Origin of the sequence: Oculatella sp. FACHB-28, assembly GCF_014696015.1 — a bacterium.
Taxonomy (GTDB): Bacteria; Cyanobacteriota; Cyanobacteriia; order Elainellales; family Elainellaceae; genus JAAUTN01.
This window is the reverse complement of sequence record NZ_JACJPJ010000106.1, coordinates 123,054-135,563: the sequence shown is the minus strand read 5'-3', so window position 1 is coordinate 135,563 and position 12,510 is coordinate 123,054. Positions and strand designations below refer to the sequence as shown.

Below are 12,510 nucleotides of genomic sequence, written 5' to 3'. Positions count from 1 at the left end.
ACTGGTGGGCACGAAGCAACAGAACCTTGCTAAAATGCTGGCTTAGTATTCGGCTCCGATGAAGGTAGAGAAACCTGGGGTTTCAAAACTGTGAGTTGATCCGATGATGCTGGAGGGCGATCGCTCTCACTAGCCACATCCTCAGTCTCGCCCTCAGCAATTTGTTCCTCAATCTGAATTGGCTCAGCTTCAACCACCATCGAGGAGCCTTGATCGGCTTGCTCTGGTTGAATTGGCTCAGCTTGAGTCAGTTCTACGGGCGAAGGTAAGGTAATATCCGCCTCAGAAGGAGCCGTTTGTTGTAGTTCTGGTTGAACTGCATTTATTTGAGCAGCATCGTCCGTGTCAGTCTCTGGGAGTTGAGCATCGGGCCAAGCATGAAAGGGTTCAGAGCTATCATCTGGGATGTCTGATTCAGGCGACGGATAAGTCGTGAACGGTTCTGATGGTTCTACAGGTATCACGTCTGGCTGCACTCTGTCTGACTGCGTTTCATCGGTAGAAGCGTCTGGATAGGTGATGAAAGAGTCAGAAGGCTGAGACGGCTCAGAATCAGGAATGGAGGGCTGATCGGGTTCAGGGACAGAAATTTCTGCCGGAATTTCTGGAGGAAGAATTTCTGGAGGCGCATCTTGCGATCGCTTGTCTAACACCACTGGCGACTGGATTGGCTGAGCAAACGGGCTAGAAGCCTGCTGCATGTACTGCATAATCTGATCAGCTTTTTCGCCCTCAACAATTTCTGGCTTGGCTTGCCGCACTTCTACAGGCAAAAACTCTAGTCGCATCTGGTTTTCTCGCAGAGAAACTTTCAAAACTGCTGTATCGTAGTTTTCTGCTGAAATGTCCTCAGTCGTATCGTCATTCTGAGTAAAGATGAAGTTGCCGAGAGAATAGGCGATTGCCCGTCCCTTATAGATTTCGGCTCCTTGCAGCACATTCGGATGATATCCCACCACTAGATCAGCACCCTGATCAATTGCCAAATGCGCCAAGTCAACTTGCCAATCGGCTGGATAGGCTTCTAAATCTTTGCTCCAGTGGTAGTTCACTACAACCCAATCCACCTGTTCGCGGATTGCTTGAATATCTGCGGACACTCGGCGATCAGGATTAGCATTGACTCCAGCCGCTCTATCTCTAGCTGCATTTAAATCTGAATCAGAATAGCCTAAGTAAGCAATGCGTTGCCCTTTCACATCTAGAATCTCAGGACGGCTTGCTTCACGGCGATTGCGTCCGGCTCCAACCGAGTGAATGCCAAACTGTTCTAAAGTTTCTAGCGTTTCCTCAAGCCCATCTGCTCCTTCTTCCATTACCTGCTCACTAGCCAAACTGACCAAATCGATCTGGCTATCGATTAGAGATTGAAGCTGTTCTGGAGCTGTTTCATCATCTAAAGAATCTGGCTGAATCTGTAACAAGGGTGCATCCAGGTGAGCCGTAGCAACGTCAGCTCGACTAGACTGATTTCCTCCAGTTGAGCTAACCTGCAGTGTAGAAGTAGCTCCAACGGTTCCCAAGGCAGCATCATCTCCAAAAGTTAATGTGACCGTTGGGTCATCGGGATTGAGGACAGGCTGCTGAAATACCGTTACCTCGTCCTGGTCCGTTTGAACGGTGTTACTCCGCTGGTCCATTGATTGAGACGTACTAACCTCAGTTGCTTCGGGTGCCCCAGACTGAGAAGCCAAAGCTCCAGCGTGCTGAATTAGCACCTCAAACCCACAGCCTACTAAAAATGCTGCAGCCGCAGACCCACCAATCAGCAGGGAGCGAGATCGAAGCTGTTGGCTGACCGAATGACCTAATGGAGCAGCTTGCTGTGGCTTAAGGGAAGCAGAACTGCGGACAGCGGTTAGCAGTGGCGGAGACGGGTTTGAGGTACGACTGGCAGGGGTATTGATGCGAACAGATTGCTTCCAAACAATTTTTGAGGTGCCTGCCTGCTGAGCTACAACTTGCACCCCTTTGATCTGGCTAGAGTTCAATTTACAAAGGCGGTGACAAATAAACCGAATCAGGCGATCGCGCTCAGGCAATCGCTCAAATTCCACTATTACTCTCAAATAACCAGGTTTAGTAGCACCGACCCTCGCATGAAGTCCTTGAGGGACAAGGCAAGCGTTAAGCCATTGAGCGATCGCCCATAAATCTCCAACCCGTGCCAAGTTGGCTGTAAACAGCGGATACAAACTGCCACCATTAACCTGATTAGCCATTGGGTTTATTCCTCACCATCACACCGAATATTAAACTACTTGAGAATTAAATTTCATTCCCTAAACTAACTGGCAGATTGGCATCCCAAGAGATTTTTTCTATATCTACTAAAATCCTGCTCTATTTTGGGCTAATCCACAATCCAAATAGCAGGACTATACGTAATTAGAGCAGCACACAGAGATTTTGTCATACATCAGTTTTTCTATTTCTCCCAGATCCTTTCAACGAATTACCTTTGAGAGTCGTAAATTCCTAATAAGAACACTACAGAAACTTGATGGGAGCTTGATAATTTTCCACCTTTCACCCTGCAGAATTAGGTGAAGGGTTTACCCCCAATCACCATTCAGGGATTTCAAATCAGGCTCATTTGTAAGTGACCGATATCACAGCTTAAGACTTTCTGAGATCACAAGTCCCAAGCGATCTCAATCAGTCATTTAGCTGCGTCAATCATTGATATTAGTAGTTACAGTTCACTGATAAGGATGCCCCGGCTCTATGATCGGTAGACTTGTTCAATCGGCTTTTCAAACAGGTTGCCTTAGCGTTGAATCTGAAGGCTTAATCCGTCAGGTTTTAGCAATGAGGGGCTATCAGTCAACAGACCTGGCAGCTTTGGAACGGCTCTATGATGCCGTTCACACGGGTCAAATTCAACGAGAGGCCCACGGAAGAGTAAATCTGCTAAGCGCTCTACCCAGTTAGTAGCTAGTAGGATGGCTGAGAAGTTGTGTAATTGTAGGATGGGCAAACTGTAGGACGGGCAAGATGCCTGTTAGGGTTGGAGTTCCACGCTACGAACGTTGCAAAATTTATTATTTGCTTTGCTTGAGCTAAGAACTAAGCGACTCACAATCCTGAGTTGCTTCTCCCAGTAACGTTTAGTTCTACAATCTTTAAATCAGAAAGCTCTAGACTCTGGGAGACAACAGGCGATGCTGCCTCTCAAGGTCTGGGGTTTTTTAGTCTTTATGACCTAATCTTGATGCGTCAGCATATCCTAATAAGGCATGGGTTTGCCTAAGCTTGCTGACCATTAAGACAATATGACGCGAGACTCCAATCTATCCAAGTCTGATTCATCTCCTGCTGATGAGACTGAATACTCACAAACGATGCCATCAGATAGCCCTAACGGAGCAGGCAGGGAGATGGTTCCGCAGTCAATCACTGATGCAAATTATCAAACTGACGCAAATTATCAATTGGATGTAGCTGACAGGACGGTTGCTGACCGTCAAGATAACGGGCGTGCAACCGATCACCCTACAAAGCAAGGCTTGGCTGCGCGTGAGCAGCGGAGCCAACCGCCTTACTGGTTGATTGTTTTGCTGGCGATCGCCATCATGACTACTGGTTTAATCATTGGCAACTTTTGGCTAGGAGTAGCTGGAACAGCAGTTGCTTTTCTAACATCCTTAAGGATTGTTTGGGCTCCCATAAAAGCTGCTCTAGCAGAATTGATCTCTGCGCAGCAGTGGCAATTGACCATCGCGATCTTAGGGCTAGTATCTGCTTTATTAGGGGGACTGATACTCAGCGGTGCGCTGGAGCAGTTGCAGATCTGGTGGAGTTTGGTTAACTGGGAAGCAACTGGGGCGCTGGGTGAGGTGCTTGGCGCTCTAGGGCAGATTTTGATCGCAATCCTGGCAGTCTATGTAGCCTGGCGACAATATGTCATTTCTAAAGATCTGACGATTCAGCAGAATCTGATTACCCAACAGCAAACTATCGACACGTACTTTCAGGGCATTTCTGATTTGGTGTTAGATGAGGAGGGGTTGCTGGAAGACTGGCCCCAAGAGCGAGCGATCGCCGAAGGCAGAACTGCCGCCATTCTGAGTAGCGTTGATGCAGGGGGTAAAGCTAAGGTTGTGCGGTTTCTCTCTCGCTCCAGGCTATTGACTCCATTAATGCGCGATCGCCGTCTCGGGCGAGCCATGTTAGATGGGGTTGGTGGCTACCAAGAAGACCGTAATTTTGGCATTCGTGTTATCGACCTGGGTGTGATGTTGGCTGCCGCTGATCTTTCTGGGACGGACTTACGATGGACAGACCTGAGTGATTCCAACTTAATTCGAGCCAACTTAGGACGCTGTGATTTGGTGAAAACTAATTTATCTCGAACTATCCTAGTCGATGCAAATTTGGCTGGAGCTGACCTGATGGGAACTCGCTTATTCTATGGGTCAGTATCAACTGCAACACCTCGCAGCCGCACAGAAATTCCCGATTACACAACTGGAACTTGCACCGGAGCAGTAATTGAAAATGCAGACTTTACCGGGGTACAGCGCATGTCAGAAGAACAGCGGCAATATTGCTGTGCTTGGGGTGGTTCTAGAACTCGATCAACAATTCCTGGTGGTTGTGATGGAATTGCCAATAAGCTTGGACGTTAAAGTTCACTAACCATGTATACCCGTGCAGGTGATGTAGAAATTTCTGTAGTAGTTCCTTTACACAATGAGGAACCCAATATTGACTACTTATTCAAGCAGCTAACGAAGGTACTAGAAGGGTTGCATCTTAGTTATGAAATTATTTGTGTGGATGATGGTAGTACAGATAAAACGTTGCAATGTTTAACGGAGCAACGGACTCATAACGCTGCAATCAAAATTTTGAGTTTATCTCGTAACTTCGGCAAAGAAATTGCTCTATCCGCAGGAATCGATTACGCGACAGGCAATGCCATCATTCCAATCGATGCAGATTTGCAAGATCCGCCTGAACTGATCGGAGAGCTAATCGCAAAATGGCGTGAAGGATATGACGTTGTTCATGCAACTCGGCGATCGCGCCAGGGAGAAACCTGGTTCAAGCGGTTTACGGCCAGTGCCTTTTACCGAGTCATTGGACGTATGAGTACTGTCCCAATTCCTCGCGATACTGGCGATTTTCGATTACTCGACCGTCGTGTCGTAGAAGTGCTAAAACAGATGCCCGAACGAACTCGCTTTATGAAAGGGATGTTTGCCTGGGTTGGATTTAAAAATACCGCTGTTCTATATGATCGGGCTGAACGGTATAGAGGACGCACCAAGTGGAACTATTGGCGACTGTGGAACTTTGCAGTTGACGGCATTACATCCTTTAGCTCAGTCCCGCTCAAGGTTTGGAGCTATCTTGGACTTGTCCTATCTATACTCGCATTTCTCTACGCTTCGTTTCTGATTATTCGCACTCTGATTCTAGGGGTTGATGTGCCAGGCTATGCCTCGCTCATGGTCGTTATCTTGTTCCTGGGGGGCGTGCAGTTGATCACCCTGGGCATCATCGGCGAGTATCTAGGGCGTGTTTATGAGGAAGTTAAAAGACGTCCTCTGTATCTGGTGCGAGACGCTTATGGCTTTGAGGGCGATCGCCAGCCTGAAGCTACTACTTCACCTCAGTAACGCGCCAGCTTAGCTTTAAATTCAGCCAAAAATTCCAAACGGTGACAATGGCGATCGCAATCAGGTTTGCAAGGTAGGGATTCACTCCAAGTAGATAAACCAGAACATCAAAGGTTAAGAGGTTGAGAACCAATCCAGCCAAGCAAATAAAATTGAATTTCAAGAACCGCTTGAATCGCTTTTGTATTCCCTTTTGACTACTCGTTAAATCACCAAATGTCCAAGCGTCATTCCACAGAAAATTATTGAAGATTGCAATCTCCGCGGCAATACTTTTACCCAAGTTTAACGGCAGTCCAAGAGTTGTTGGATCACTCAGCAGATACAGCAAAGTCATATCCACAAACACACCGCTGAAGCCTACCAGACCAAAGCGAACTAATCGACCAAGAGGGATCTCAAATCGCTGTTGGATACGTCCCAATCGTCCACCAGCAATTCGCAATCGGGTCAGGTGGTGAAGGTATTCGATGTACTGTTTGGAAGTAACCTTACTTTCTCCTTGCTGCCTTTCTTGAAAGACATAGCCGACTTCAGCAATCTGCCCAATGTCTCCCCGTCCCAATACCTCAAGCAAAATTTTGTAGCCGAGTGGGTAGAGGGTGCGATCGCTAATTGCACTACGACGCACCATAAAATAACCACTCATCGGATCAGTGACCCGTCCTACTACTCCAGGCAACAGAATTAATCCCAGCGTTTGAGCGCCACGAGATAGAAATCGTCTGGCAAGACTCCATTCGCTAACGCCTCCTCCTTCAACATGACGGCTGGCAACAGCTAAATCGGCTCCTTGCTCAACTGCATTGAGCAGCTTTAGCAGAACCTCTGGTGGATGCTGTAAATCTGCATCAATCACCCCTAATATTTCTCCTCTTGCAGCTTGCCATCCTCGAATGACAGCACTAGAGAGCCCTCGTTCGAGTTGACGACGCATCACTCGAAGCTGAGGATATTGTGACATTAGTCCTTGAGCTATCTCCCAAGTTCTATCTGGACTATTGTCATCGACAACGAGCAGTTCATATTCACCAGGAATTGCCTGATCAAGTAAGCCACTCAGCAAACAAATAATGTCTTGAATGTTTGTGCCTTCGTTATAAGTCGGAATGATCAAGGAAAATTTGATGGAGTGCTGCGACTTTAAAGTACCTTGATTATGAACGTGGGCGTTTTGGGCAACAGTAGGGTAATCAAAAACTTGTAAAGGACCAGAAGGCACCTCTAACAAAGCTAGGGGATGTTGAGCTGTCATTTTAAAAATTCTCCAATAAATTACGTAGCAGGCGATTGGGTGTAAAGACTGAGCGTGAACCGATCCAAATCCATCGTTCCTGACAGAGCTTCAGTGCTCGTCAGTTTGTACTGAGCTTGTAAAACTTGTTGAACAGCCTGATCAAACTGTTGCTTTTCGGCGTCAGTTTTAGGTTCACTCCAAACAGCTCGCTCAGGGTTGAGCCATAGGATGCGCTCGTAGGCTAACGCTGTATCCGTTAGAGTTTTATCCAAAGTTGCAGCAAGCTGTTCGGGCTTCTCAGCCAACAAACTCACAGGCGCATCAGGGGTAACATAGTAAGCCAAGCGCAAGACGTGCCCCCAAGCTTTAGAGCTCATTACGATTAAAGTTGGGGTCTCAATGTTCTGCTGAATGAGTTGATTAACCGTGTGGAACATGTGGCGATCGCGGAGGTTAAAATCACCTACACCAACGCAAACATAAGTGGCGAGTAGGGCTGCAATCAAAGGTTTTTGCCAGTGGTCCATTGCTCGTTCCAACCCTGCTGCTATTAAGAGGAGACAACCCGGCAAAACGAAGATGATACTTCTGCCATAGCCCCAACCTAATGTAAATTTCCCAGTGAAAACATCTACACTTAGAGCTAGCGCTAATGGCAAAACTCCTAATATCAGTGCGGTTCCAAGTGTTTGATACTCACCCTGTCGCCAAAGCCAAATGCAACAGGTTAATAATATGGCAACAACAATGAAGCCAATTAAAACGGCAACTTCATGGGAGATACTTGTGGACAAACCACCTGATAGTAATTGAATGCCAACTGCCTCAAGGGCATCGCGGAAGTGTTTGAATAATGCTTCGATAAACCCAATTGACTCAGCAAACCGATCGAGATCAGCATTTCGTGCCTGTTGCCGAACTCCCCAAAATGCCCAAGGAATAGTAAGCGACACAGCGATTCCCAAGGCTATTCCGTATTGAAACCAGCGCTGCCGATCAAGATAGAGTACCAAAACACCCAGCGCTATTACCCAATACGCAAAGAAGTAAAAAGTTAGTAGCCCAGCTGTAACTGACCCAATCAGTAAACAGTTCCAAAGCAACTGCTGTCGGCGGGTTACGTTAGCTTCAACAGTATTTTGGCGAATCAACCGGACAAGCGCCCACCCACTCAAAACAATCCAGAGAACCAGTGGTCCATACATACGGACGTTGAGTGAGTGAAAAAGGTAAAAGGAGTTAGTTGCAAGTAATGCAGCGAAAATTAGACCACCTCGATGACCTAATACGTCTCGCCCTAACCCATAAGCGCTGAAAATTGCGAGGCAGCTTAGCAAAACTCCTAAGCTTCTAACTTGAGCTACAGCATTACCAAAAAGCCGCAACCAAAGATGCTGGCTCAGAAAGAAAAGTGGTGGATGAGGTTCGCCGCCAGCAATACCCCTTAAAATTTGCTTGAGGGTTTCTACGATGTCCCCTAGTCCAGTCTCAACTGGTAGTTTGAGTAAGGAGGTGTAGCTTGACAGAAGAACAGGAACCTCTCCAGGGGTTTCATAGGCTGTTTTTTGCCCACTAAACAACAACAGAGATAGAACTTCGTCATACCAAAACTCATGGCTGCTCAAGTTCAGTATTCGCAGCGTAACTGCCAGAGCGATCGCAAAAAACAATAAAACTTCTAGAGGTGAAAGTAATTCAAACCTATTTAGTTTGATCCCCTTCAATATAGTGATCATTTAAAGCTCCGTAGGTTCTGTAGAGGTGAGAATTGACCCTTCGTAAGCAGGATATTTACCCGAACCACCAAGACCGTCTGATGTTAATGGTGAAAACTCAACTTTAAAGAATTGATTTGATGAAGAAAACTCCAGCTTTTGCGTAGGGTTTTCAGGTACAGGACAAGGACGATGGTGATAGCAGATGTAAAGAAATTTTTGATATCCTTGCTCAATCAGCGATTCACTCAACTGCCTTACATCTTCAGCATCATCAACTAGAAAAAACCTCTTATCACTTAGAGCAGGTGCGATCGCCTGGGCTACGTACTGGTGTGAGATCGCGATGATCTCATTAGAGTTTTCTTTGACTGCTGTTAGAGCCAAGGCAACAGTCTGATAGTCCTGCACCAACTTAGCTGTCGCAACGAACGTGTTGAGGTGAATACTGATAGCAATTAATACGCAAACCAATCCGATAGAAAGGTATCGCTGAAACCGTCCCATTACTCTCATAATGTATTTAAGTTGGACGGCTAAGAGAAGTGAAAGTAGAGGCATAAGGATTAGCAAAAACCGAGGGCCCCATTGCTTACCCCCAGCTCCAGATGGAACAATCAGTGGAACAGCGAAAATGAACAGTGCCACTATGAAATAGATCGCCCAAATCTTCGGTGCTAATCGCAGCTTACTGCGTAGCAGAGACGGAAAGATAAACAAACAAGGAAAGAGCGAAACTGGAAAATATTCGAATAAAGAAGAAATAAGTTGTTTGAAGTTATCACGTGCGGCTAACAGCCGTTCTGTCAGTGAAAATTCTTCTACAATCTGAATTGAATGAATACCAAGAGGATGACCATAAACGATTTTGTTAATGCAGAAAAAGATAAGAACAGTTAAGAGCAAGCTAGCAATGAAGAGAATTTCTTTCCCAGCGGCAGGACTGAATTTCTTAAGCCACTTAAGCTTTGCAACAAGGGAGAGTAGAGTTAGTGCCCCAACCAAACATAGAAATTCTGGCCTAAACCACACTGATAAACCGATGAGGACTCCACCTAAAACAGCACTTCTTCTACTTAAGTGGACTGAATTTGGGAAGAGTACAACCGTTAAACCATAAAAGGCAAGAACCACAGCAAGAGTATGCTCCCAGTACATCGCACTATAAATAGATAATGGGGAAGCAAAGATGAGAATGGCTAGGGCGATCGCAATGGCACCGCTGTTAAGCTCTAGCCGTTTGCACACCGCGTAAAACCTAAACCACAGAACCCAAGTTGATACAATAGGAATGACATACAAGCCTCTATAGCCCAACAGTGCATAGAAGGGCGCAGTGACTAGAGGAAAGGTAAACGGGAAAGTAATGTAGTAAAGCCCCAAACGGTTGTAGACAAAGGGGGGGAGAAACGGATATAGTCCGTTGTGCCATAAATCTCTTACCCAATCAGCAGCAGACAGGTCTAAATCAAATTGCAAATCTCCGGAAGCAAACTGTTGTGCTAAGAGTGCCTTGAGTCCACCATCTCCACTAAAAAAGACTCCATCTTGAATGTGGAACTGAAGGAACAAAGTAAACAGGACTCCCGTCACGATAAATATGAGCGGTAGTTTAGAAGCCTGAGAACGTCCTGAAAGCTGGAGGAGCTTCTGTAAAGGTCTGCGCTCTAGCGTCGTCGTTTTCATAGTGTATCAGTGCCAGGATTTACTTATTTCTTGGCAGGATTACTGATTCCACTTTTATACTTGATGCTTAGATATCCACTTAAGGGATACCTTTTTGTTGTTGATATCTTTATAGTCCGCTGCTAAATTATGATGCGTTGATGAAGATATGGACTTTTTTGTCCTCTTGTCAAGCGTGTTTCCTCTATAAAGAGCCTGTCTTCTCACAAACCCGTAAGTATCCCATGTTACAGAGCCTGAGATGGGGAATCTTTTGAGGGTTTTTAAGAGGTGAATTAAGCTTTTGATTCAGAGCAAAGGTTATAAGCTCGCTGGTTAGGACAAGTAAATAATTTGTCCCGTCTTAGCAGAACGTTGAGCAGCATCAGCTACTTTAAGGGCATATAGGCTGGCAGCTGAAGTAACGTAAAGGGATGAACCTAATATGAGGTGATCTAGGACAGCAGCCGTATCTTTTGCAAATAGGCCTCTCCGGCTTCCAACCTCTAGGGGAGATGTTGTATCTAATCGAACTAACGTTCCTTGGTCGCCATCCAATAGAAGGGCACCCTTCTCACCATGAATTTCTAGACTGCGTTCTGATTTCCACAGGGCTTCGCCTTTTCCGTAGGTTAAATCAGACATAGTTCCATTTGTAAATTGCAGTTGTGCTGTACAGAGGCAGGTGGTGTAGCGATCGGGGGAATCTGTATCGTCCCAGAAGCGGGCACTACAGCTAACGGAGTTAACTTGACCAAATAAGTCAATCAGGCGATGAATGCGAGAGAGGGCTCCAATTAGTGGAAAACCAAACAACTCTGGTTGGTAAGTCCATTTTTGAGGAGCCGGACGTTGCTGATTGAGATTAGCGTAACGGATGTAGAACACTGAGCCAATTTGGGGAAGAGCATTCAAGGCTGCTTGGTGGATTCCACTCAGCAGTTCAATATGCTCGACGTGCAGTAGTTTACTTTTTGCCTGTGCAAGCTCAATTAATTCTGTTGCCTCAACGTAGTCTAGTGAGAGCGGATATTCTACAACGACATGTTTGTCAGCATGGAGCGCTGCACGAGCGATCGCTCCATGATCTCGATTGACCGTAGAAATGATGATCAAATCCAAATCTTCTCGCTGTACTAGCTCCATCCATGAATTTGATACTTCAGCGCTATAGGTTTGACTAAATGCTGCTGCTTTTTCTGGAGTGTGTCCTGCAACCGTGACTAATTGCGATCGCGAATCAGCCTGCAAAGCTTCCGCTCTAACTTTAGCGGCGTAGCCTGTTCCTACTATCCCAACTTTGATCGGCAGTGACACGAATGATTCAAACGATGCAGTTGTCATATAAGAAATATCCAGTCATGGCAGCAATAGATTTAAGGCAAGTGGGTCAAATGACCTGACGGTTTTTAGAATTTTAGAACTATATTGAAACCTGTATTGATGGTTAATAAGGTAAGGGTTTTCATCTCGCCCCATCAATTTCAACCAAATAACTGTTACTTGTTACACCTATAACCACTTTTAATTCATTAATCCTCTAAAGGTCAGTAGAACATATGGTTAATGCCCTAGCAATCTCTTGACAGAGCGAGTTCCCACCAGGAGAGAGTTGCTATTGAAAAGCAGCATTAGTTGTAGACGGCAACAACACAATCAACGTTCAAGTATAAGTAATTTAGGCTTAATTTCATAACTTTCATTACTAATCCCATTCAGCCCATCTATCAATTAGGCGTTACAGATCTTAGATTTTTTCGTAGTATCAGAGAAGAGTTACCGTAATGTAAGCCTTTACCCAAGTTAGGGTCGCATATCTTACAAGAAGTCAACTCGTACTGCCGTTTTAAACATTGAGAGGATTGTTGCATGGCGACTTTTAAGGTCACGTTGGTTAACGAGGCCGAAGGGCTGAACACCACCATCGAAGTACCCGATGACGAGTACATTCTAGATGCTGCCGAAGAGCAGGGGCTTGACTTACCTTATTCTTGCCGCGCAGGAGCCTGCTCTACCTGTGCTGGCAAAATCAAAGAGGGCACAATCGATCAGTCAGATCAGTCCTTCCTGGATGATGACCAAATTGAGGCTGGCTATGTGTTGACTTGTGTAGCTTACCCAACCTCTGACTGCACCATCCTGACTCACCAAGAAGAAGAGCTGTACTAATTGGTGAAGCTGCTTCAGAGAGACAGGGAGCTTTGCGATCAACTAAACGCTCTCTGCTTCTGACTGGTTCACTCCAAGCACAAACGCTAGACAAGAT

9 protein-coding genes are annotated in these 12,510 nt (G+C 45.8%); 4 read left to right on the top strand and 5 right to left on the bottom strand.

Annotated elements, in window-relative coordinates; all coding sequences use genetic code 11:
* Positions 1–29: 29 nt before the first annotated feature.
* Positions 30–2,222 carry a CapA family protein gene (locus H6F88_RS31330; protein WP_190646735.1) on the bottom strand — a complete coding sequence of 731 codons (2,193 nt, stop codon included), beginning with the start codon at positions 2,220–2,222 and terminating at the stop codon, positions 30–32.
* A gap of 505 nt (positions 2,223–2,727) precedes the next feature.
* On the opposite strand from H6F88_RS31330, the gene H6F88_RS31325 reads away from it, so the two are divergent.
* The 3 genes from H6F88_RS31325 (at position 2,728) to H6F88_RS31315 (ending at position 5,627) form a co-directional block, all read left to right on the top strand.
* The gene (locus H6F88_RS31325; protein ID WP_190646734.1) at positions 2,728–2,934 is read left to right on the top strand and encodes a hypothetical protein; all 207 of its coding nucleotides are present in this window, start codon (positions 2,728–2,730) and stop codon (positions 2,932–2,934) included.
* Positions 2,935–3,275: 341 nt separating this feature from the next.
* Positions 3,276–4,631, top strand: a complete 1,356-nt coding sequence (locus tag H6F88_RS31320) for a pentapeptide repeat-containing protein (RefSeq protein WP_190646733.1) — start codon at positions 3,276–3,278, stop codon at positions 4,629–4,631.
* Positions 4,632–4,643: 12 nt separating this feature from the next.
* Positions 4,644–5,627 carry a glycosyltransferase family 2 protein gene (locus tag H6F88_RS31315; protein WP_190646732.1) on the top strand — a complete coding sequence of 328 codons (984 nt, stop codon included), beginning with the start codon at positions 4,644–4,646 and terminating at the stop codon, positions 5,625–5,627.
* Here H6F88_RS31315 and H6F88_RS31310 read toward each other — a convergent pair.
* From H6F88_RS31310 to H6F88_RS31295, 4 genes are all read right to left on the bottom strand, one after another.
* Positions 5,611–6,882: a glycosyltransferase gene (locus H6F88_RS31310; protein ID WP_190646731.1), complete on the bottom strand. Its 1,272-nt coding sequence runs from the start codon at positions 6,880–6,882 to the stop codon at positions 5,611–5,613. The two genes, H6F88_RS31315 and H6F88_RS31310, sit on opposite strands and share 17 nt — an antisense overlap.
* 20 nt (positions 6,883–6,902) lie before the next feature.
* A complete protein-coding gene (locus H6F88_RS31305; protein WP_190646730.1) occupies positions 6,903–8,600 on the bottom strand; it encodes a glycosyltransferase family 39 protein in 1,698 nt (565 codons plus the stop codon).
* On the bottom strand, positions 8,601–10,265 hold the full coding sequence (locus H6F88_RS31300; RefSeq protein WP_199333875.1) for a hypothetical protein: 1,665 nt from the start codon (positions 10,263–10,265) through the stop codon (positions 8,601–8,603).
* A 315-nt stretch (positions 10,266–10,580) separates the two neighbouring features.
* Positions 10,581–11,588 (bottom strand): Gfo/Idh/MocA family oxidoreductase, encoded by a 1,008-nt coding sequence (locus H6F88_RS31295; RefSeq protein ID WP_190646729.1) that lies wholly within the window; start codon positions 11,586–11,588, stop codon positions 10,581–10,583.
* Between the two features lie 525 nt (positions 11,589–12,113).
* Here H6F88_RS31295 and H6F88_RS31290 point away from each other — a divergent pair.
* The gene (locus H6F88_RS31290) at positions 12,114–12,413 is read left to right on the top strand and encodes a ferredoxin (protein WP_190646728.1); all 300 of its coding nucleotides are present in this window, start codon (positions 12,114–12,116) and stop codon (positions 12,411–12,413) included.
* Positions 12,414–12,510 lie beyond the last annotated feature (97 nt).

Coding starts and splice junctions, on each gene's coding strand:
- H6F88_RS31295 (WP_190646729.1), bottom strand. CDS start 11,588: ATGACAACTGCATCGTTTGAATCATTCGTGTCACTGCCGATCAAAGTT.
- H6F88_RS31310 (WP_190646731.1), bottom strand. CDS start 6,882: ATGACAGCTCAACATCCCCTAGCTTTGTTAGAGGTGCCTTCTGGTCCT.
- H6F88_RS31320 (WP_190646733.1), top strand. CDS start 3,276: ATGACGCGAGACTCCAATCTATCCAAGTCTGATTCATCTCCTGCTGAT.
- H6F88_RS31325 (WP_190646734.1), top strand. CDS start 2,728: ATGATCGGTAGACTTGTTCAATCGGCTTTTCAAACAGGTTGCCTTAGC.
- H6F88_RS31300 (WP_199333875.1), bottom strand. CDS start 10,265: ATGAAAACGACGACGCTAGAGCGCAGACCTTTACAGAAGCTCCTCCAG.
- H6F88_RS31315 (WP_190646732.1), top strand. CDS start 4,644: ATGTATACCCGTGCAGGTGATGTAGAAATTTCTGTAGTAGTTCCTTTA.
- H6F88_RS31290 (WP_190646728.1), top strand. CDS start 12,114: ATGGCGACTTTTAAGGTCACGTTGGTTAACGAGGCCGAAGGGCTGAAC.
- H6F88_RS31330 (WP_190646735.1), bottom strand. CDS start 2,222: ATGGCTAATCAGGTTAATGGTGGCAGTTTGTATCCGCTGTTTACAGCC.
- H6F88_RS31305 (WP_190646730.1), bottom strand. CDS start 8,600: ATGATCACTATATTGAAGGGGATCAAACTAAATAGGTTTGAATTACTT.